Here is a 21,437-nt window from a genome sequence, read left to right on the forward strand (position 1 = left end):
TCGGGAAACCGATCACGCCACCGATTGAGGAGACTACTCTTGAAGACGAACGACGTCGAAATCCTGGTGATCGGCGCGGGCATGGCGGGCCTTGCCACAGCCTATTACCTCGCCGTCGAGCACAAGCGCTCGCGCCTCCTGATCGTGGATGAAGGTCAACCGATGGCGCTGACGTCGGCGCAGTCCGGCGAGAACTATCGCAACTGGTGGCCGCATCCGACGATGGCGGCGTTTACCGACCACAGCACGGACCTGATGGAGGACATCGCGCGCCGTACCGATAACCGCATCCACATGACGCGGCGCGGCTATCTGCTCGTGACGCGCGATGAAAAGCCGGACGAGCTTCTCCGTCAATTGGATGCCGGCTACGGCGCCTCGTCCGCAAGACTGATCCGCCAGCACGAGGGCTCCAGCCAGACCTATTCGCCGCCGCTGTCCGCGGACTGGCAGACCGCGCCCGACGGTGTCGATGTGCTGCGCGGCCGCGATTTCATCCGGCGCTATTATCCGGCCTTCGACAACCAGATCGCGACCGCGCTTCACATCCGCCGGGCCGGCGACATCAGCGGTCAGCAGCTCGGCCAGTACATGCTCGAGACGATGCGCCCGCTGGGCGCCCAGTTTCAGCAGGCGCGCGTGGTCGGCATCGCCAGGACGGACCGGTTTCTGGTGGATGTCGTCGCCGACGGCGAGCGCCAGGGCATCAAGGCCGATATCATCGTCAATGCGGCGGGACCATTTGCCTCGCATATCTCGGCGATGCATGGCGAGAAGCTGCCGATGCACAATGTCCTTCAGCAGAAGATCGCTTTCGTCGATCGCGATCGCGCCGTCGATCGCAAGATGCCGTTTGCGATTGATCTCGACGGCCAGACGCTCGCCTGGTCACCCGAGGAACGCGAGGCGCTGGCAGCTGCGCCCGAGTTGGCCCGGTTGCTGGCGCCTATGCCCGGCAGCATTCACTGCCGCCCGGACGGCGGGGATCACGGCCAATGGATCAAGCTTGGCTGGGCGTTCAATTCGGAACCGTCCGAACCCACCCGCGAGCCAGAACTCAATCCGTACTTCCCGGAAATCGTGTTGCGCGCCGCCAGCCGCCTCCAGCCCGCACTCAGGCAATATCTCGGTGCCCTGCCACGCGACCGGATCCATTACGGCGGCTTTTATCCAATGACGAAGGAAAACTGGCCGCTGATCGGTCCGGCCAGGACGCCGGGCGTGTTCCTGACAGCTGCGCTGTCCGGTTATGGAACGATGTCAGCCTGCGCGGCCGGCGATCTCTGCGCGCGGGCCGTGGTGGGTGCTGCCTCACCGTCCTTCGCAAGTGTTCTCTCGCTCGCGCGTTACGAGAACAAGGTGCTGATGGACGAGCTCAAAAGCGCCGAAAGCCGCGGCCTGCTTTGATCATCCAGGATCTCTACGCCCTCACGCCGCGGCAGGCGTCTTCCATGCCACGGCTTCGGCGACGTCCTCGTCGCCTTGTGCATTGCACGCGTCAAAGTGCGCCTTGAGCTCGACTTCCGCGAGATATTCGAAATGTTCGGCCTGGCCGAGGAGCTGCCAGTTCTGGAGCGGCCGGTAAGCGGCCTGCTGGCGACAGAGGGACGCCAGCGCGCGGTAGCGACGTACGTTCTCCATGAGACCCTCCCTCGCATTCACACAGTATATTGCCTCGATTTGCGTCAGGGCGATGGCGGTCATGCAAAAGTTTTGCTGCGCGCACCCTAACCTCAGCCAATTCTAGGAAATGCGTGGGGCAGCCAAAGTTCCATCGGCGCGGCCCCGCGCTCCGAATTTCCGCCGCGACACCGCCAAGGCTAGGCGTAGAGGCGGCGCTCGACGGTCACGCCGACGAGGTCGAGATAGCGCTCGATCAGATCGGGCTGGCCGACCAGATAGCCCTGCATCTCCTCGCAGGCCTCGCGCGCCAGGAAGGCGCGCTGCGCTTCCGTCTCCACACCTTCGGCGATGACCGGGATATTCAAGGCGTGCGCGAGACTCAGGACCGCACGAACGATCTCGCCCGATTGCGGCGTCGCCTCGAGATTGGAGATGAAGCTGCGATCGATCTTGATCTTGTCGAATGGAAACGACTGCAGATAGGACAGCGAAGAATAGCCGGTGCCGAAATCGTCCATCGCGATGCGGATGCCGAGCGCCTTGAGCCGCCGCAGCAGATCGAGTGCGCGGTTGAAATCACCGATCAGCACGCCCTCGGTGATCTCGACCTCGAGCCGCGTCGGCGCGAGCCCCGTTTCCTGCAGGATCTGGTGGATCGACCGTTCGAGATCGCCCGCCTGGAATTGGACCGGAGACAGATTGACCGCGACCTGCAACGACCTCGGCCATGAGGCCGCCTCGCGACATGCTTCGCGCAAGACCCACTCGCCGATCTGGATGATCAATCCATTCTCCTCGGCGAGCGGAATGAACTGGTCCGGCGGCACGAAGCCCCGCGTCGGATGATTCCAGCGCAGCAGCGCCTCGAAGCCGATGACTTCGCCCTCCATGCGCGCCTGCGGCTGGAAATAGACCAGGAGCTCGTGCTGCTCCAGCGCCCGTCGCAGATCGTGCTGCAACAGCCTGCGGTCGCGCAGCTCCTGGTCCATCACGGTTTCGAAGCATCGGACCCTGCCCCTGCCCTCCCGTTTGGCGCGATAGAGCGCGGAATCGGCGTTGGCAAGCAGCGTGGCGGCATTCACGCCGTCATCCGGATAGAACGCGATGCCGACGCTGAGGCCCACATGGGAGAGATAGTCGTCGACCTCGAGCTCGCTGCCGATGGTCTCGACCAGCCGCTCAGCGAGCGCCAGCACGTCCTCGCGGCTGATATCGGCGGGCATCAGGATCATGAACTCGTCGCCGCCGATGCGGGCGACGAAAGCGCCGTCGGCTTCGGCGGCAAGTCGATCGGCTGCCGCCCGCATCAGCATGTCGCCGACGGGGTGACCGAACACGTCGTTGACTTCCTTGAAGCGGTCGAGATCGAGGCTGAGCACGGCAAAGCTGGTCGACGCCTCCTGCGCCCGCTCCAATCGCTCGTCCAGCGCGACGTTGAAGGCACTGCGGTTCGGCAGATCGGTCAGCACGTCATGATGCGCAAGGTGGCTGATCCGTTCCTGGGTGGTGATACGCTCCGTGACGTCCTCGATCACGCCAACCAGATATTGCGGTTCCCCGTCGGTATCCTTGATCAGCATCTTGCGTGAATTGACGACACGGCCGCGGCCTTTGACGCCCACTTCGAGCAGATGCTCCTCGAGGAACATCGGCATGCCGCTGGCAACCACGCGTCGATCCTGCTCATAGACCACGCGGGCGACGTCGGCCGGGAAAATCTCTTCGGGTGTTCGGCCCAGCATCTGTTCGCGCGGCATGCCGTAATAGTCTTCCCCGGCGCGGTTGAGCAGGATGTAGCGCGAACTCTTCGCGCATTTCGCGAAGACGGCAATCGGAATGTTTTCGACGATGCTATCGAGGAATTCCTGGGTCCGCAGCAGATCTTGCTCGACCTCATCCTGCGTGTGCGCGCGTGCCTCGATCATCCGCTGGCGGTCGCGATCGCTGGTCTCATAGGCAGCGCTGACGAGTTCACCCAGCCTCACGACGTCGACCTGTCCGGCCGCATCGGTGGCGCAGCGAAGCTGCTCGGCGAACAAGCGATGCATGCTCATGGCATCGCCTCGCGCCGCGCGCGGGCCTCATGCCCGCCAATGTGCTGGATCCGCATCCCCGCGCTCTCTCGCGTTCCTCGACCGCAAACTGCGACGCCCAGCATTGCGCGGGGGTTAACCGAATCTTCGTGTCAAACCTGTTGGTTACTCAGGCCTGAAAAGCTTGATAACTTTTATCGCGCTAACTCCGTAGATCCCCGGAGAAAGTGCCGCGCCTTGGGACAGGCGCGTCGTTCTTCCGATGCTCACGCCTCCCGTAGTCTATCGGATACGGCCTCCGTCGCTTACGCGCATCCGCTGCGCAGAACTGTCCTGCAACTTGGGAACTCGGCCGGCCTCAGCGGCGGTGCGAATGGCCGCAATATTGACTGCGTATTCGGCCGCGCTCTTGCCGCGAAACACGGCGGAACCGGCCACAAGCGTGTCGGCGCCCGCCGCAGCCACGGCTGCAGCATTATCGCGCGTGACACCGCCGTCGACCTCGAGCCGGATCGGCCGGCCGCCGATCATGGCCTTGATCCGAGCGATCTTCTCCAGCTGGGAGTCGAGAAAGGACTGGCCGCCAAAGCCGGGATTGACCGTCATCACCAGCACGAGGTCGAGACGATCGAGCACATATTCGATGGCGCTCTCCGGCGTCGCGGGACACAGGCTCACACCGGCCTTCTTGCCGAGCGCGCGGATCGCCTGGAGCGAGCGGTCGAGATGCGGGCCAGCTTCGGCATGAACAGTTATGACATCGGCGCCGGCTTTCGCAAACGTCTCGAGATAGGCGTCGGCCGGCGCGATCATGAGATGCACGTCGAAGACCTTCTTCGTCATCGGTCGGATTGCCTTGATGACATCGGCACCGAAACTGATGTTCGGCACGAAATGCCCGTCCATGACGTCGCAATGGATCCAGTCGGCCCCGGCCGCATCGATCGCCGCAACCTCCTCGCCGAGGTGCGCGAAATCCGCAGCCAGGATCGAAGGAGCGATAATGATCTCTCTGATCATGGCTTTGCACTCCGCGCGTCGGCGCCGCCGCTGAAGACGCGGCTTGCCAGGACGTCGATGGGATCGATGGTTTCGAGATCGGCGATGTCGAGCATGCGGTCGAGATCGGACACCAGGCGATCGGCCTGCCGCAGGCGGATGCGGTCGACGGCGTTGCGGATCGAGCGCGCATTGGAAAAGAACGGTTGGGTCCGGCGCAGCGCAATGTACTTCTCGAACGCCTCGCGCGCTGCCACCGAGAAGCGATAGCCCCGCTCCTTCAGCATCAGCTCGGCGATGACGAGCAGCTCGGCTTCGGCATAGTCCGGAAATTCGATGTGGTGCGCGATACGCGAGCGGAAGCCGGGATTGGAGGCGAAGAAGCTCGTCATGCGCTCGCCATAGCCGGCGAGGATCACGACCAGGTCCTCGCGCTGGTTCTCCATCACCTGGAGCAGGATCTCGATCGCCTCCTGGCCATAGTCACGCTCGTTGTCGGGGCGATGGAGATAATAGGCCTCGTCGATGAACAGCACGCCGCCCATCGCCTTCTTCAATATCTCCTTGGTCTTCGGCGCGGTGTGACCGATATACTGGCCGACGAGATCGTCGCGCGTCACCGAGATCACCTGCCCGCGCCGCACGAAGCCAAGGCCGTGCAGGATTTTTGCCATGCGCAACGCGACAGTCGTCTTGCCGGTGCCGGGATTGCCGGTGAACGACATGTGCAGCGTCGGCGGCGCTGATGCCAGTCCCGCACGCTGGCGCATACGTTCGATCAGCAGCAGCGATGCAATCTGGCGCACGCGGTTCTTCACCGGCTTGAGCCCGATCAGCTCCTGCTCGAGCTGCTGCAGTGTATCGGTGATCCCGGCCGCTTCGGCCTCCTTGCGGAGATCGAAGCTGGTCTCGTTGGGATCGGCGGTCGTTGCGTGCGGAACATCCAGCATGACTACCCTCGAAGAAAAGAGCTTCGCCGCGGGGGGAGCGGCGAAGCAGTGGTCCGCCAAGGAAACGGAGCAGGGAGTGCTCCGCGCGGAGGAGAACGGTTAGTGAGAGGCGTGCGCGGCCGGCTTTCGCACCGTGGTGTAGCGGATCGCGCGTCCCCCCACCTCCTGCCGCACCAGCTCGAACTCAGCTTCCTGCGGCGGCCGGTTGACGATGAACGAGATCCGCACCGACTCCCAGCCATGGTTGGAATCGAAGCCGCTGATACGGATGTAGCGATCGCCGTACACCCTACGGCACTCGGCGAGCTCCATCATCACGCCGGCGGCATCCTGGAGATCGAACATCGGCAGGCCCCACATCTCCCAATAGGTGCTGCGGGGATGCGGATCGTCGGTGAACTCGATGTTCACCGCCCAGCCGTTGGCGAGGCAGTATTGCACCTGCTTGTAGATCTGGTCGTCGGTGAGATCAGGCAGGAACGAGAAGCAGCCCTGGGTCAGTTTCATGTCAAATCTCCTCAGACGGTTTCCAGCGCCGTCGGCACGAAGTCCGGCGTGTCGGTGGACTGATAGTTGAAGGTGACGTCCTTCCAGACCTCGAGCGCCGACTTCAGCGGCGTGCAGGTTTGAGCGGCCTTGGCCAGGATCTCTGGGCCCTCGTGGACATAGTCGCGGCCCTCGTTGCGGGCGAGGATCATGGCTTCCAGCGCCACGCGGTTGGCGATCGCGCCGGCTGCAATGCCCATGGGATGGCCGATGGTGCCGCCGCCGAATTGCAGCACGACGTCCTCACCCAGGAGATCGAGCAGCTGGTGCATCTGGCCGGCATGAATGCCGCCGGAAGCGACCGGCATCATCTTGTTCAGGCTCGCCCAGGACTGGTCGAAGAAAATGCCGTGCTCGAGCCTGGTCGGGTTGAACTCCTCGCGGCAGACATCGTAGTAGCCGCGCGTGGTGTTGGGATCGCCTTCGAGCTTGCCGACCACGGTGCCGGCATGGATGTGATCGACACCGGCGAGCCGCATCCATTTGGCGATGACACGGAACGACACGCCGTGGCTCTTCTGCCGCGTATAGGTCGAGTGGCCCGCGCGATGCAGATGCAGGATCATGTCGTTGCGGCGCGCCCACTTCGCCATCGACTGGATCGCGGTGTAGCCGATCACGAGGTCGATCATGACGATGACCGAGCCGAGCTCCTTGGCGAACTCCGCGCGCTCGTACATGTCTTCCATCGTCCCCGCGGTGACGTTCAGGTAGGTGCCCTTCACCTCACCGGAGGCCGCCTGCGCGCGGTTCACCGCCTCCATGCAGTAGAGGAAGCGGTCGCGCCAGTGCATGAAGGGCTGCGAGTTGATGTTCTCGTCGTCCTTGGTGAAGTCGAGCCCGCCCTTCAGCGCCTCGTAGACGACGCGGCCGTAGTTGCGCCCCGAAAGACCGAGCTTCGGCTTGACCGTCGCACCGAGCAGCGGCCGGCCGAACTTGTCGAGCCGCTCGCGCTCGACCACGATGCCGGTCGCCGGTCCCTGGAACGTCTTCACATAGGCGACCGGGAAGCGCATGTCCTCCAGACGCAGCGCCTTGAGCGGCTTGAAGCCGAACACGTTGCCGATGATCGAGGCCGAGAGGTTGGCGATCGACCCGGGCTCGAACAGGTCGAGATCATAGGCGATGTAGGCGAAATATGAGCCCGGCGTGCCCGGCACCGGGTCGACGCGGTAGCATTTTGCGCGATATTTCTCCGCGGCGGTCAGCCGATCGGTCCACACCACGGTCCAGGTCGCGGTCGAGGATTCGCCGGCGACAGCGGCGGACGCTTCGATCGGATCGACGCCGTCCTGCGGCGTAACGCGAAACAGCGCGATGACATCGGTATCCTTTGGCGTGTATTCGGGCTCCCAATAGCCCATGCGCTTGTATTCCATCACGCCGGAGCGATAGCGCTCTTTGCCGCGGACCGTGCCTGCATGTGCGTTCATGTCTCTCTCCTGCTCTTCTCTTTGCACTCTCTGATTGACTAGGCCGCGACCGGCTCGCGGGCATCGACGCGCGGATCCAATTCGCCGGCACGGTACCGCCGCGCCATCTCGCTCATCGGAGTCACCTTGATCTTGCTTGCATGGCCCGCAGTGCCGAACTGCTCGAAACGATCGCGGCAGAGCTCGCGCATCGCATCCATCGCGGGCTTGAGGAACTTGCGCGGGTCGAACTCGGAACGCGTTTGCGCGGCGACTTTGCGGAACACCGCGGTCATCGCGAGACGGCAATCGGTGTCGATGTTGACCTTGCGCACGCCGCTTCGGATGCCGCGGACGATCTCCTCCACCGGCACGCCCCAGGTCTGCGGCATCTCACCGCCGAACTGGTTGAACATATCCTGCAGCGGCTGCGGCACGGACGAGGAGCCGTGCATCACGAGATGCGTATTCGGCAGCCGGCGGTGAATTTCCTCGACAACCCGCATCGCCAGGATGTCGCCATCAGGCTTGCGGCTGAACTTGTAGGCGCCGTGCGAGGTGCCCATCGCGATCGCGAGCGCATCGACCTTGGTGGCGCGAACGAAGTCGACCGCCTGGTCGGGATCGGTCAGTAACTGATCGTGGCTGACTTTGCCTTCGACGCCGTGACCGTCCTCCTGCTCGCCGCCGCCATGTTCCAGCGAGCCGAGCACGCCGAGCTCGCCTTCGACGGACGCGCCGACCCAATGGGCGAGATCGACGACGCGGCGGGTGATCGCGACGTTGTAGTCATAGTCGGCCGCCGTCTTGGCGTCGGCTTTCAGCGAGCCGTCCATCATCACCGACGTGAAGCCATGGGCGATGGCGGACGCGCAGGTCGCCTCGTCATTGCCGTGGTCCTGGTGCATGCAGAGGGGGATGTCGGGATAGGTCCGCTCCAGCGCATCGATCATGTGCGAGAGCATGAGATCGCCAGCGTAGCTGCGCGCACCGCGGGAGGCCTGGATAATGACGGGCGCGTCGACCTCGGCCGCCGCCTGCATGATCGCGATGCCCTGCTCCATGTTGTTGATGTTGAAGGCCGGCACCGCGTAGCCGTGGGACGCGGCGTGATCCAGCAATTGTCGAAGGGTAATGCGTGCCAAGGCGGTTCTCCGTTTCTCGTCTTGCGTCAGCTCAGATCAGCCGGCCCATCGCAACGGCGGTATCGGCCATGCGGTTGGAAAAGCCCCACTCGTTGTCGTACCAGCTCATCACCCGCACCAGATCTCCGTCCATGACCTTGGTCTGGTCGAGATGGACGATGCTGGACCGCGGATCGTGGTTGAAGTCGGTAGACACGTTGGGCGCGTCCGTGGCTCCGAGGATGCCCTTCAGCCGTCCACCGGCGGCAGCCTGGACCGCGTCATTGATTTCCTTCGCGCTCGTTGGGCGCCTGGCGACGAACTTGAAGTCGACCACCGAGACATTCGGCGTCGGCACGCGGATCGCGACACCGTCGAGCCTGCCCTTCAGCTCCGGCAGCACCAGCCCGACGGCCTTGGCCGCGCCCGTCGAGGTGGGGATCATCGACAGCGCCGCGGCGCGGGCGCGATAGAGATCCTTGTGGAAGGTATCGAGCGTCGGCTGATCGCCGGTGTAGGAATGGATCGTAGTCATGAAACCTTTCTCGATGCCGACGGCCTCGTCCAGGACCTGCGCGAGCGGTGCGAGGCAGTTGGTCGAGCACGAGGCGTTGGAAACCACGATGTGGCCATCGGTCAGCTTGAGATGGTTGACGCCGAACACGACGGTGAGGTCGACCTCGCTTGCCGGCGCCGAAACCAGCACGCGCTTCGCGCCGGCCTCGAGATGCGCAGCGGCCTTCTCGCGCGAGGTGAACAATCCGGTGCACTCCAATGCGATATCGACGCCGAGCGCGCGGTGCGGCAGTTGCGCGGGATCCCGGATCGCCGTGACCTTGATTGGACCGCCGCCGACGTCGATCGTATCGCCGTCGACCTTGACCTCTCCGGGAAACCGGCCGTGGACCGAGTCAAATCGCAGCAGATGCGCATTGGTCTCGACTGAACCGAGATCATTGATCGCGACCACTTCGACGTCGTTGCGGCGGGACTCTGCGATCGCGCGCAGCACGTTGCGACCGATCCGGCCAAATCCGTTGATGGCGACACGCAGGCTCATGCTGATTTTCCCTCGTTCCGACGTGCGACCGAGCGCCTGGCCGCTTCCGCAATGCTTTGCGGCGTGATGCCGAATTCGCGATACAGCACAGGTGCCGGCGCCGAGGCGCCGAAGCCGCGCATGCCGACGAATTCGCCGTCAGTCCCGATCCAGCGCGCCCAATCGCCCCGCACGGCGGCCTCGATCCCGACGCGCGGCGCGGTACCGAGAACAGCGGCGCGGTAGTCCTCCGGCTGCTCCTCGAACAGTTCGAAGCATGGCGCCGAAACCACGGCCGCGCGGATGTGCTCGGTCGCGAGCAGACGCGCGGCCTCCAGCGCGATCGACACTTCCGAGCCCGTTGCCATCAGCGTGACATCACGTCCGCCATCGGGCGAGACGATCAGATAGGCGCCACGTGCGACGCGGTTCCTGCCGCGCACGTCGCTGCGGAAGGTCGGCAGCGCCTGACGCGACAGGCACAGCACGGACGGACGATCCTCGGCCTCGAGCGCGCAGTCCCAGGCCTCCAGCGTTTCCACCGCATCGGCGGGGCGGAACACCAGAAGGTTCGGAATCACCCTCAGCGCGGCGAGATGCTCGACCGGCTGGTGCGTCGGGCCGTCCTCGCCGAGGCCGATGGAGTCGTGGGTCATCACGTAGATGACGCGCAGCCGCATCAGGGCCGCAAGGCGGATCGCCGGCCGGCTGTAGTCGGAGAAGGCGAGGAAGGTGCCGCCATAGGGGATGAAGCCGCCATGCAGCGCGAGGCCATTCATCGCGGCGGCCATTCCGTGCTCGCGAATGCCGTAGTGGATGTAGTCGCCGGCGAACGCCCCGCGCGCGACGGGGACTTGCGCCTTGGCGTGCGTGAGGTTCGAATGCGTCAGGTCGGCCGAGCCGCCGACCAGGCCGGGAATCGTCCCGGCGATGCCGTCGAGCACCTGTTGCGAAGCCTGGCGCGTTGCGACCTTCGGGCGCTCGGTGGCAAAGCGCTCGCGCAATTTCGCCGAGGCCTGGGCATAGGCGTTCGGCAGGGCAACGGTCTTGCCCTCGATGAACAGATCGCGCTGCTCCGGCGTCGCGCATTCATAGCGATCGAGCCAGGCGAGACGTGCAACTTGACCACGCTGTCCGATCATCCGCCACGCCTTCGCGATGGGCATCGGCACCACGAAGGGCTGATAGTCCCAGCCCAGCGTCCGGCGCGCCGCCGTCGTCTGCTCGGTGCCGAGCGGAGCCCCATGCGCCTTCTCGGTGCCCTGGCGGTCCGGAGCGCCATAGCCGATGATGGTGCGACAGGCGATCAGTGACGGTTTTGTCGTTTCACGCTCTTCCGCAATCGCCTGTGCAATGGCTTCGGGATCGTGGCCGTCGATGCGACGCACGGACCAGCCGGAGGCCGCAAAGCGCGCGAGCTGGTCATCGGAGGTCGCCAGCGACGTCGGCCCGTCGATGGAGATACCGTTGTCGTCGAACAGGACGATCAGGCGCGAGAGCTGGAGATGACCCGCGAGCGAGATCGCCTCCTGGCTGATGCCTTCCATCAGGCAACCGTCGCCGGCGATCACATAGGTGAAGTGATCGACGAGGCCGTCGCCATGCCGCGCATTGGCCATGCGCTCGGCAAGCGCCATGCCGACGGCGGTCGCAATCCCCTGCCCGAGCGGACCGGTCGTGGTCTCGACACCTGGCGTATGGCCATATTCGGGATGACCCGGCGTCTTCGAGCCCCACTGCCGGAACGCCTTGATGTCCTCGAGGCTGACATCGCCACCGGTCAGATGCAGCAGCGCATAGAGCAGCATGGAGCCGTGGCCGGCCGAGAGCACGAAGCGGTCGCGATCCGGCCAGTTCGGATGCGCCGAGTCGAACTTCAGGAATCGCGAGAACAGTACGGTCGCAACGTCGGCCATGCCCATGGGCAGGCCGGGATGGCCGGACTGCGAGGTCTCGATGGCGTCGACCGCGAGGAAGCGGACGGCGTTGGCGAGATCGTTGTGCGCGACTGCGTAGAGGTCGGCTTCGGCATGAACCGAGATGTTCATCAGGTCCTCCCGTTGTTGGAAATGCGGATCATTTCAGGCTCCGCTTACGTTCGATCAGCTGCATGATCAGCGGCGTCAGGATCAGCTGCATGGCGAGATCGAGCTTCGCGCCCGGACACACGATCGAATTCGCACGCGACATCCAGCTGTGCGGCAGCATCGAGAGCAGATAGGGGAAGTCGATACCGCGCGGATTCTTGAAGCGGATCACGACCATCGATTCGTCCGGCGTCGGGATCCAGCGCGCGATGAAGGGATTGGAGGTATCCACCGTCGGCACGCGCTGGAAGTTGATGTCGGTCTCGGTGAACTGCGGGCAGATGTAGTGGATGTAGTCGGGCATCCGCCGCAGGATGGTGTCGGTGACGGCCTCGGTCGAATAGCCGCGCGCGCTGCGGTCGCGGTGCAGCTTCTGGATCCATTCGAGATTGATGACGGGCACGACGCCGATCTTGAGATCGGCATAGCGCGCGACATTCACCTTATCCGTGACCACGGCGCCGTGCAGCCCTTCGTAGAACAGCAAGTCGGAGTTCTCCGGCAGCCGTTCCCAGTCGGTGAAGGTGCCGGGCGCTGCACCATGCAGCGCGGATTCCTCGGCGTCGTGGACGTAATGCCGCGTCACCGCCGTGCCGGTCTCGCCATAGTCGCGAAAGGCGCGCTCCAGCTCCTCGAACAAATTGGTCTCGGGGCTGAAATGGCTGAAATGCTTATTGCCGCGCTCGGCCTCCCTGGCCATCTGCTCGCGCATCTCAGCGCGGTCGTAGCGATGGAAGGCGTCGCCCTCGATGTAGACGGCGTTAACCTTCTCGCGGAAGAATATCTGCTCGAAGGTCTTCTTGACCGAGGTGGTGCCGGCGCCGGAGGAGCCGGTGATGGAGATGATCGGGTGCTTCCTGGACATGCGTCACCTCGCTCAGAGTCGGAAGAATCCGCGCCGCGCGAACAGTGGCGCGGAGACGCTGGCGACCAGCAGCGGATCGCAATGTAATTCCTCGACGCGCCGCACCTCGTTGCTCGAACCCATGATCAGCGGCACGCGCTGGTGCAGGCTTTGCGCCGACAGCTCGAGGATGCGCTCGTGCCCGGTCGAGGCCGAGCCGCCGGCCTGCTCGATGATGTAAGCCATCGGGTGCGCCTCGTAGGTCAGGCGCAGACGGCCGTCGCCATAGCCGGGACGCGCGTCCGAGGGATAGAGGAACACGCCGCCGCGGGTGAGGATGCGATAGGCCTCCGCGACCAGCGAGCCGATCCAGCGCATGTTGAAATCGTGGTTGGCGGGCCCTTCGACACCGGCGAGGCATTCGTCGATGAAGGCGCGCACTGGCGGATCCCAGTGCCGGCGATTGGATGCGTTGATCGCGAACTCCTCGCCGGCCTCGGAGATCTGCACGCTGCTGCGCGCGAGGCGGAAGCAGCCCGCCTTACGGTCAAGCGTGAAGATGTCGACACCCTCGCCGAGCGTCAGCACCAGCGAGGTCTGCGGGCCGTAGGTGACAAAGCCCGCCGCAAGCTGCGCCGAGCCGCGCTGGTGGAAGGCGAGTGAAATATCGTCCGGCGCCGGCAGGATCGAGAAAATCGTGCCGACGGTCATGTTGATGTCGATGTTGGAGGAGCCGTCGAGCGGATCGATCGCGATGCAGATGCGGCCGTCGCGGTCGATGATCTGCGCCTCACGCATCTCCTCCGACGCCAGCGCCGCGATCGACAGCCTGCCAAGGCAGCGGCGCAGGATCGCGTCCGCCTGGACGTCAAGATTGCGCTGGAGATCGCCGTCGCTGTTGCGGCCCGTCGTCAGGCCCGAGGCGTCGGCGAGATCACCGGAGGCAATGAGATCGGCGATCTCGATCGCCGCCGTCGCGATGGCATCGACTGCGGCCGCCACGGCGAGCGCATGGGGTGCGGTTTCCGAATACCGCTGAAGGTGGTCGTCCAGCCTGAGTTGCCCGGTCATCTGCGTCCATCCCCTTGCTGGCGCCGCATCCATTTTCCTCCCCGTGGAGGTCGATGCGGTCAGTCCCAGCACAACGAGATTGACAGGGCCGGCTTAATAAGGAAAATTTCTATTCATAATGAGCGCCAAAGAATTTTCTTATAATGGCCCTGGCCATGCAGCGGCCCAGCTCCGGCATCTGACGATCCGGCAGCTTCGCTCTCTCGCGGCGCTTTCGGCCAAGGGCAGCGTCACGGCGGCCTCGGGCCAACTCGGGCTGACGCAGCCCGCCGTGACCCAGCAGCTCCGGCAGCTTCAGGATCTCGCCGGCCTGCCGCTGGTACAGCGGACCGGCGACGGCATGCTGCTGACGGAGGCGGGCAAGGAGGTGCTGGCGCTCGCCGAGCGCGTCGAGGCCGCCATCATGGACTGCCAGGGCGCGCTCGACCTGCTTGCGGGACGGACCGGTGGCACGGTGCATCTCGGGGCTGTTTCGACTGCAAAATATTTCGTGCCGCATGCGATCGCGGCGTTCTCCAAGCGGCATCCCAAGATCGAGATCAAGCTCACCATCGGCAATCGCGAGGAGATCCGCGAGGCCATGCACGGCTACGACCTCGATTTCGCCGTGATGGGTCGGCCACCGGCCGACGTCACGGTCGACGTCCGTCAGCTCGGACGCAATCCGCACATCATCGTCGCGCGCAAGGGACACTGGCTGGAGAAGGATTCCGGCCTCAACCTGACCGATCTCGTGCACGAGACCTTCCTCACCCGCGAGCCCGGCTCGGGCACGCGGACGCTGATGGAAGGCATGTTCCAGAAATCCGATCTCGAGCCGATCATCGGCATGGAGATGAGCAGCAACGAGACCATCAAGCAGGCCGTGATCGCCGGGCTCGGCATCGCCTTCATCTCGGCCCACACCGTGGCGCACGAGCTTGCCGAGGGCCGGCTCATCGTGCTCGACGTCGCCGGCCTGCCGATCGTCCGGCAATGGTACGTGATCCGCCGCAGCGACAAGGTGCTGCTGCCGCCGGCGCAGGCGATGTTCGATTTTCTGGGGTCCGAGGGCTCGAATTATCTGCCTGACGTGCCCGACTTCGGTGAGCGATAGCCGGCCGACGTTCAGGCCATCAGCTTCATCGCGACCGTCGCCGCCAGAATGACGATGATCTGGAGCAGACGCTCCGTCGTGAAGATGCGGTTGAAGGTGGTCATCGCTTGCCCCGGCCGGCGTGAAGGAGATCTGGACGGACGCGTTGCTAGCACAGGCGGGCCGCGACGCAACTCCGTAGTCGCCAGGGGTCCTGATTGCCGTCAGTTTCGCTGCGAGGGGACCACACGTCACGCCTTTCCCGACATACGATCGATCCACCATGCAAGATCGCGCGCTGCACCCTGCTCGAATCCGATCACCGGCACGTCCACAGTCACACTGCGCAGGCGGCGGACGTCGGCGGCGATGATCGGCTCCGCGTCGACACCGGTTGCGGCGATGGCGCCGAACCGGATCAGATGCCGTGCCTCGAGGCGATCGGCGACATGCTCGATCACGCTGCGCAGGCTGCGCGGCTCGCCACTGCCGAGATTGACCGCGCCGGTCAGATCGCTGTCAAGCACGGCGACGATCATCTGCGCGAGGTCCTCGACATAGACGAAGTCGCGCAGCTGCCCGCCATGCGAACAGTCGAAGCTTTGTCCTGCGCGAAGATGCCGGATCAGCGAAGGGATGAGACGCGCCTCCGGCTCATGCGGGCCGAACGGAAAGAACACACGGCCCCAGGCAGCGCCGGCGGCGATGTAGGCTTCGGCCGCGCTGAGCTTTGCCTGTCCATACAGTGTGGTCGGGCGACATTGGCTCGTGCGCTCATCGCACAAGCCGGTCTGCGGTCCGTATTCGAGACAGCTTCCGATCCCGAGGATCCGGCTGGTCCCGCAAGCTCGGGCGCGCGCGAGGAGCTCGATGCTCGCCTGCGCCCAGAGCCGGTTGACGGGATCCTCACGATAGCGGCCCGGCCGCGCTTCCCAGGCGAGATGAACAAGATGCGTCGGGCGCAACGCGGACAGCGCCTGCACACGGCCGGCTTCGGTGAGGAGGTCGGCTGCGTGCCACGTCACGTCGGCGATTGCCGGCCGAGCCGAGCGCGCGACGCCATGAACCTCGAAGCCGCGACCGGCCAGTGCAGGCACGAGCGCACGGCCGAGGAATCCAGACGCGCCCGTGACCAGCACCCGCTTCATGCGAGGTAAGGCAGCGCGCGATCGCGCGCGGACAGGATTGGGTCGGGGAGCGGCCAGGCGATTGCCAGCGACGGATCATCCCAGCGAATGCCGGCCGCGCCCTGCGCCTCGTAAGGCACATCGATGAAATACATCAGCTCGGTCCGATCGACGAGCGTCTGGAAGCCATGCGCGCATCCGGCGGGAATGAACACGGCATTGTGCCGATCGGCGGCGAGCTCGACCGAACACCATTGCCCATAGGTCGGCAGCGACCGGCGCAGATCGACGATCACGTCGAAGGCGCGGCCGGCAACGCAACGCACCAGCTTGGCCTCCGGCCGGCCCGCCTGGTAGTGCAGGCCGCGCAGGGTGCCGGCGCGCTCGTTGCGGGACAGGCTATGTTGCGCGAAATGCGTCGGCAGGCCCTGTGCCGCGAAGGCCTCGGCGTCGAACAGCCGCGCGAAGAATCCGCGCGCGTCGGTCTCCGCCTCGATCTCGATTGCAATGGCGCCAGGCAGGGCCAATGGCGTGAACTTCATCTCGGACCTCCGCGCGGCAATGCTGCGCACGCCGCCATTGCGAACGTCCGTTCACCAAAATGCCTTTTCGGTTGCATCATGCGCAACGTTAACGGAATTTGCGGGGCTTGAGGGAATTCACTAACAGCCGTGGCACGATGGTACAACGGGACGATCCGTTCATGGACAGGCATCGATGCCGCTTCTGCGCGGAGGAGCTCGACGAGACCTTCGTCGATCTCGGCCTGTCGCCTTTGGCGAATTCCTTCGTGCCCAAGGAGCGGGAAGACGCCACCGAGCCGACTTATCCGCTGCATGCACGTGTCTGCCGGGCCTGCGGGCTGGTCCAGCTGCCGCAATTCGAGCCTGCGGCCAACATCTTCGATCAGTATCTCTACTACTCGTCCTATTCCGAGAGCTGGCTGCGCCATTCGGAGCGCTATGCCGCGGAGATGATCGCGCGTGCGAAGCTCGGAGCAACATCCGAGGTGATCGAGATCGCCAGCAATGACGGATATCTCCTGCAATTTTTTCGGCGCGCCGGCATCGGCGCGCTGGGTATCGAGCCGGCCAGCGGCCCCGCAGCGGTCGCAATCGCCAAGGGCATCCCGACCCGGACCTGCTATTTCGGCCGCGACGTGGCGACCGCACTGCGGGCCGAAGGTCACAGGCCCGACCTGATCGTCGCCAACAACGTGCTGCCGCACGTCGCCGACATCAACGATTTCGTCGCGGGATTGCGCATTCTCTTGCCCGACAGCGGGCGCGTTACGCTGGAGCTGCCGCATCTTCTGCATCTGATCGAAGGCATCCAGTTCGATACGATCTATCACGAGCATCTGTCGTACTTCTCGCTCGCGACCCTCGAGACGGTTTTTCGTGCACACGGCTTGCGCGTCTTCGATGTGGATGAATTGCCGACGCATGGCGGCTCGCTGCGTCTGCACGTCTGCACCGAAGCTGCGCCTCGGAGCCCCTCGCCCGCGCTCGAGAGATTGCGCCGGCGTGAGGCGGTGGCGGGCATCGACCAACCTGCGACCTATCGTGATTTTCGGCGTAAGGTAACGGCGAAGCGCGAGATGGTCCGCGACTTTCTCGAAGCGGCGCGGCGCGCGGGCAAGACTGTGCTGGCCTATGGCGCGCCCGCGAAGGGCAACACGCTGCTCAATTATTGCGACGTCACGCGCGAGCTGATCCCGTTCACCGTGGACCGCAATCCGCACAAGCAGGGCATGCTGCTTCCGGGAACGCATCTCCCGATCCGCGATCCCGCCGCTCTGATGGCGGCCAGGCCCGACTACGTCTTCATCCTGCCCTGGAATCTGAAGGACGAGATCATCGCCCAGCTGTCGGAGGTTCGTAGCTGGGGCGGGCAGTTCGTGGCACCAGCGCCGGATCTGACGATCGTGTCGTGATCGATGGTTAGCGATCAGGCAGCGAGCGGCGCCGAGTAGTCCACGCGCGCCGCGAAATAGGCTTCCAGCTCCGACAGCGCCCGCGCTTCCCAATCCCTCGCCTGCTCCAGCAGCGACCAGCTCTGGCCCGGGCGGAATGCGGCGGTCTGGCGATAGAGCGATGCAATGCCGCGGTAGCGGCGCACGTTCTCCAAGATGGCGTGACCAGTGATTTGGCCGTTCATGTCCGAAAACTCCCTCGTCATTCCCGGGGGAGAAACTGCGGCCAAATCTTTTTCGAAAAGTTAGCGGCGCGCGGCAAGCTCGCGGATGGTTGCCGAACTGTTGCGCGCGCGCAACGCGCATGGTCGTGCACGGCCGATCTATTGCGGATTTGCTGCCGCACTCTCGTCCGAGCGCTTCAGCCCGCCGCGGCTGACGATCGCCATCGTCTCGCGACAGAGATCGGCAAGGCCGATCACCAGCACGGCCAGAAGGCAGAACAGGTTGATGGAATCGGCGTTTGCGCCGGTCAGCGAATTGAACTGGAAGAAGGGCGGCATGAACGCCCACCACACCAGCGGAACGGTGAACAGCGCGGCGAACGACGCTGCCGGCACGCCCGCGACAAGCCCAAGCACGAAGAGGCCGGGCAGGAACGCCGCGAAATAGAGTTTTGCGCCGAGCGCGACACAGATCCCCTGAAGCACCGCCGACATCGCGACAACGACGAATCCGAGCAGAAACGCCTGCCACGACCATGGCCGTACCCGCGGTACGCCAAACAGCCCCGCACGTCTCATCAGCCTCCCCCTGCCGCCCGTTAACCAGGTCCGCTTGCGACCAAAGTACTACAGCGGCGCCCGGATCGCGAGGCGGAAATTGCGTCCTCGCGCGGTTGGTAAATGGGCCGTATCGCGCAATTCCGGCGATGCCGACGGTTACTCGGTCGCCGCATGGATCAAGCCGGCGACCGGCAGGGCAAGGCCAATGGCCGATGCCAGCGTCCACCCGCCTTGCGCGAAGGCGAAGGCGCCGAGTGCGGAGCCGGCGGCGCCGGCGGTGAAGAACGTCGCCATATAGAGCCCGTTGAGGCGGCTGCGGTGCTCGTGCCCGAGCACGAAGATGGCGCGGAAGCCGAGCACCACGTTCCCTTGAACGCCGATATCGATCGCGATCGCGGCCGCGACCAGGCAGGCTAGGTTCAGCACCGATCCGGGCGCGCCGATATGTGTGATCAGGAAACCGACGGCCGCGAGCAGCATCGCGACCAGCGTCGCGATACGGCTATGGCCGCGATCGGCGAGCCGTCCCGCGATCGGGGCCGCGAACACCCCGGCAACGCCGGCGAGCGCGAACAGCGCGATGCCGCGCTGGGTGAAGCCGAACTCGCTCGCGAGCAGCAGCGGCGCCACCGTCCAGAACAGCGTGAAGCAGCCGAACAGGCTTGCCTGGTAGAGCGCGCGGCGTCGCAGCAGCGGCGTCGTGCGCACCAACTCCGGCATCGACAGCAGCAGTTCGCCATAATGCATGCGCGCGACGGGCTTGCGCTTCGGCAACGTCATCCAGAGCACGGCTGCGAGCATGATCATCAGCGCGGCCGAGCAGAAGAACACCGCATGCCACGACAACGCCGCGGTGACGAAGCTCGACACCGGGCGCGCCAGCATGATGCCGAGCATCAGGCCCGTCGAGACATTGCCGACGACGCGGCCGCGGATGGCCTCCGGCGCCAGATGTGCGGCATAGGGAATGATGATCTGTACTGCGACCGAGCCCAACCCGATGAACAGCGCGGCGATCAGGAACGGCAGCGCATGGGTCGCGAATGCAGCGGCAAGCAATGCCGCGGCGCCGAGCGTGATGACCGAGCAGATCAGCGTGCGGTTCTCGACGAGATCGCCGAGCGGCACGATCAGCAGGAGCCCGATGCCGTAGCCGATCTGCGTCATGGTGACGATCAAGCCTGCCGCTGCGTCGGAGAGGCCGAGCGCTGCGCTGATCGGGGCGATCAGCGGCTGGGCATAATAGATGTTGGCGGCGACCATGCCACAGGCCGCGGCAAGCACGAAGGTGAGGCGATGCGACACCGCGTCCGGCCCGGGCGCGGTCTCGATCGTGGCATTCATCGTCATTCGTAGAGACTCCGTGGATAGGAAATGACTATTCCCTAATATGACAAAAATTCAGGCCAGCAGCTTCATCGCGACGCCGACGAGGCGGGTCCCGTCGAGCGGCAGGCGCGACTTGCCGACCACGCGCAGGCCCTGCGTGATGCAGATCATCAGCCGCGCGGTGTCGTCGGCCGCGACATGGCCGGGAATCGAGCCATCGGCCTGCCCCTCGCGAATGAGGCCGGCGATGAAGCTTTCGTTGGCCTTGAGTTGCGCATTGACGCGGGCGCCGACGACCGGATCGAGTGCGGACAGCTCGACCGCGCTGCCGACGACGAGGCAACCGCGCCGCCCTTCGCTGCCCTGAGAGTGCTCGACATAGGACAGCAGCACGTTGCGCAGACGCTCGCGGCCGTTTGCGCCCCGCGCCGCAGCGCTGCGCGTCTGCTCCTGGCGCAGGGTGGTGTAGCGCTCGAAGGCGGCGAGAAACACGGCATGCTTGTCGGCAAACGCCTTGTAGATGCTTCCCGTAGCCAGCCGCATCGCCACGGTGAGGTCGCCGATTGAGGTGGCATGATAACCGCGCTCGCGAAACACGCGTACCGCCCTGTCGAGCGTGGTGTCCATGTCGAACTCCCGGGGACGGCCGGGCGGGCGGACGGCGGGTTGCGGTCGGCGGACGGCTTTTTGCATTGCGGCATAATAGGGAATGGACGTTTCCGAATGAAGACACGTGGTTGTGATTGCTAGGGACGGCTGCCAAACCCGTCATCCTGAGGCGCGAGTGATGGGGCGCTGAGCGCCTCATCAGGAGCCTCGAAGGATGAGCGGCCGAGATGCAGTCGGGCCGCCGCCCTTCGAGGCTCGCCGAAGGGGCGAGCGCCTCAGGGTGACGGTGATGGATTGTCACTCGCTGCTTCCACTCGTCATTGCGAGCGCAGCGAAGCAATCCAGCATCCCTCCGCGGTAAGGCTCTGGATTGCTTCGCTACGCTCGCAATGACGGAGGACGGGCCGACAGCGCCACTCTTTCGGCTTGCATTTTGAATCGTAGACACAGTTTCACATCCTCGCGGCGCAATTCGCCCGAGCTTTTCCTGGTCACTCCACCCTCATATCCAAGAGGGCGCAGGGAAGACCGGGTGCCAGCTTGCACCCGCGATCCGCTGCGCGAAAAATGTAGCGCGAGGAGACCGCACAGCAGCATACAGGTGTAGCCAATCACTCGGCCTTCCCTGCGCGATGGTTGGACGGCTTATGCCGTGCTCTCCCGGGAGCCGAATTCCTTCTGGCCTCCCTCACCCCCGCCGAAGTCGCCGGCACCGCGCCGGTTGACGCGCATGCCGCATCCGCAAGAGTTTGACCGTAGCAACGACGGCCAGGACCACACGGTTTTGCCGTACGCACGGCTCGCCTATCGCCACAGGGTCCGACGGCGTTGTGCACGTTGCCATCGAAATACTGGCGCGACGACCCTGA

At 64.7% G+C, this 21,437-nt stretch carries 20 protein-coding genes; 3 read left to right on the top strand and 17 right to left on the bottom strand.

Going from position 1 to position 21,437, the window contains the following annotated elements:
* The first annotated feature begins 39 nt into the window (after positions 1-39).
* On the top strand, positions 40-1,407 hold the full coding sequence (locus tag NLM27_RS22185) for an FAD-binding oxidoreductase (RefSeq protein ID WP_254145342.1): 1,368 nt from the start codon (positions 40-42) through the stop codon (positions 1,405-1,407).
* Between the two features lie 21 nt (positions 1,408-1,428).
* On the opposite strand, the gene NLM27_RS22190 is transcribed toward NLM27_RS22185, so the two are convergent.
* The 11 genes from NLM27_RS22190 to NLM27_RS22240 all read right to left on the bottom strand — a co-directional run bounded on the left by NLM27_RS22190 (position 1,429) and on the right by NLM27_RS22240 (position 13,728).
* On the bottom strand, positions 1,429-1,641 hold the full coding sequence (locus tag NLM27_RS22190; protein WP_254145343.1) for a hypothetical protein: 213 nt from the start codon (positions 1,639-1,641) through the stop codon (positions 1,429-1,431).
* A 179-nt stretch (positions 1,642-1,820) separates the two neighbouring features.
* Positions 1,821-3,677 (bottom strand): bifunctional diguanylate cyclase/phosphodiesterase, encoded by a 1,857-nt coding sequence (locus NLM27_RS22195; protein WP_254145344.1) that lies wholly within the window; start codon positions 3,675-3,677, stop codon positions 1,821-1,823.
* Positions 3,678-3,938: 261 nt separating this feature from the next.
* Complete coding sequence (gene rpe, locus NLM27_RS22200) at positions 3,939-4,676, bottom strand: ribulose-phosphate 3-epimerase (RefSeq protein ID WP_254145345.1); 738 nt, start codon at positions 4,674-4,676, stop codon at positions 3,939-3,941.
* Positions 4,673-5,605 carry a CbbX protein gene (gene cbbX / locus NLM27_RS22205; RefSeq protein ID WP_254145346.1) on the bottom strand — a complete coding sequence of 311 codons (933 nt, stop codon included), beginning with the start codon at positions 5,603-5,605 and terminating at the stop codon, positions 4,673-4,675. The genes rpe and cbbX overlap by 4 nt, the downstream gene beginning before the upstream one ends.
* Before the next feature lie 99 nt (positions 5,606-5,704).
* Entirely contained in the window at positions 5,705-6,112 is a 408-nt protein-coding gene (locus NLM27_RS22210) for a ribulose bisphosphate carboxylase small subunit (protein ID WP_254145347.1), read from the bottom strand.
* An 11-nt stretch (positions 6,113-6,123) separates the two neighbouring features.
* On the bottom strand, positions 6,124-7,584 hold the full coding sequence (locus tag NLM27_RS22215) for a form I ribulose bisphosphate carboxylase large subunit (RefSeq protein WP_254145348.1): 1,461 nt from the start codon (positions 7,582-7,584) through the stop codon (positions 6,124-6,126).
* A 38-nt stretch (positions 7,585-7,622) separates the two neighbouring features.
* Positions 7,623-8,708, bottom strand: a complete 1,086-nt coding sequence (gene fba, locus NLM27_RS22220; protein WP_254145349.1) for a class II fructose-bisphosphate aldolase — start codon at positions 8,706-8,708, stop codon at positions 7,623-7,625.
* A gap of 31 nt (positions 8,709-8,739) precedes the next feature.
* Positions 8,740-9,747 carry a type I glyceraldehyde-3-phosphate dehydrogenase gene (gene gap / locus NLM27_RS22225; protein ID WP_254145350.1) on the bottom strand — a complete coding sequence of 336 codons (1,008 nt, stop codon included), beginning with the start codon at positions 9,745-9,747 and terminating at the stop codon, positions 8,740-8,742.
* Complete coding sequence (tkt, locus tag NLM27_RS22230; protein ID WP_254145351.1) at positions 9,744-11,774, bottom strand: transketolase; 2,031 nt, start codon at positions 11,772-11,774, stop codon at positions 9,744-9,746. The genes gap and tkt overlap by 4 nt, the downstream gene beginning before the upstream one ends.
* 28 nt (positions 11,775-11,802) lie before the next feature.
* Positions 11,803-12,678, bottom strand: coding sequence for a phosphoribulokinase (locus tag NLM27_RS22235; protein ID WP_254145352.1), 876 nt, complete (start codon positions 12,676-12,678; stop codon positions 11,803-11,805).
* A 12-nt stretch (positions 12,679-12,690) separates the two neighbouring features.
* A complete protein-coding gene (locus NLM27_RS22240) occupies positions 12,691-13,728 on the bottom strand; it encodes a class 1 fructose-bisphosphatase (protein ID WP_254145353.1) in 1,038 nt (345 codons plus the stop codon).
* A gap of 118 nt (positions 13,729-13,846) precedes the next feature.
* On the opposite strand from NLM27_RS22240, the gene NLM27_RS22245 reads away from it, so the two are divergent.
* A complete protein-coding gene (locus NLM27_RS22245) occupies positions 13,847-14,824 on the top strand; it encodes a LysR family transcriptional regulator (protein ID WP_254145354.1) in 978 nt (325 codons plus the stop codon).
* Between the two features lie 230 nt (positions 14,825-15,054).
* Here NLM27_RS22245 and NLM27_RS22250 read toward each other — a convergent pair whose 3' ends face one another.
* Together NLM27_RS22250 and rfbC are read right to left on the bottom strand one after the other, a co-directional pair.
* The gene (locus NLM27_RS22250) at positions 15,055-15,951 is read right to left on the bottom strand and encodes an NAD(P)-dependent oxidoreductase (RefSeq protein ID WP_254145355.1); all 897 of its coding nucleotides are present in this window, start codon (positions 15,949-15,951) and stop codon (positions 15,055-15,057) included.
* Positions 15,948-16,472 carry a dTDP-4-dehydrorhamnose 3,5-epimerase gene (gene rfbC, locus NLM27_RS22255; protein WP_254145356.1) on the bottom strand — a complete coding sequence of 175 codons (525 nt, stop codon included), beginning with the start codon at positions 16,470-16,472 and terminating at the stop codon, positions 15,948-15,950. The genes NLM27_RS22250 and rfbC overlap by 4 nt, the downstream gene beginning before the upstream one ends.
* A gap of 161 nt (positions 16,473-16,633) precedes the next feature.
* Here rfbC and NLM27_RS22260 point away from each other — a divergent pair, with 161 nt between their 5' ends.
* Entirely contained in the window at positions 16,634-17,866 is a 1,233-nt protein-coding gene (locus tag NLM27_RS22260; RefSeq protein ID WP_254145357.1) for a class I SAM-dependent methyltransferase, read from the top strand.
* Between the two features lie 14 nt (positions 17,867-17,880).
* On the opposite strand, the gene NLM27_RS22265 is transcribed toward NLM27_RS22260, so the two are convergent.
* The 4 genes from NLM27_RS22265 to NLM27_RS22280 form a co-directional block, all read right to left on the bottom strand.
* Complete coding sequence (locus NLM27_RS22265; RefSeq protein WP_254145358.1) at positions 17,881-18,090, bottom strand: hypothetical protein; 210 nt, start codon at positions 18,088-18,090, stop codon at positions 17,881-17,883.
* A 138-nt stretch (positions 18,091-18,228) separates the two neighbouring features.
* On the bottom strand, positions 18,229-18,648 hold the full coding sequence (locus tag NLM27_RS22270; RefSeq protein ID WP_254145359.1) for a DUF4118 domain-containing protein: 420 nt from the start codon (positions 18,646-18,648) through the stop codon (positions 18,229-18,231).
* A 138-nt stretch (positions 18,649-18,786) separates the two neighbouring features.
* Positions 18,787-19,980, bottom strand: a complete 1,194-nt coding sequence (locus NLM27_RS22275; RefSeq protein ID WP_254145360.1) for an MFS transporter — start codon at positions 19,978-19,980, stop codon at positions 18,787-18,789.
* Between the two features lie 51 nt (positions 19,981-20,031).
* Positions 20,032-20,586: a TetR/AcrR family transcriptional regulator gene (locus NLM27_RS22280; protein ID WP_254145361.1), complete on the bottom strand. Its 555-nt coding sequence runs from the start codon at positions 20,584-20,586 to the stop codon at positions 20,032-20,034.
* Positions 20,587-21,437: the final 851 nt, after the last annotated feature.

It is taken from the genome of Bradyrhizobium sp. CCGB12 (assembly GCF_024199845.1).
Classification (GTDB): Bacteria; Pseudomonadota; Alphaproteobacteria; order Rhizobiales; family Xanthobacteraceae; genus Bradyrhizobium.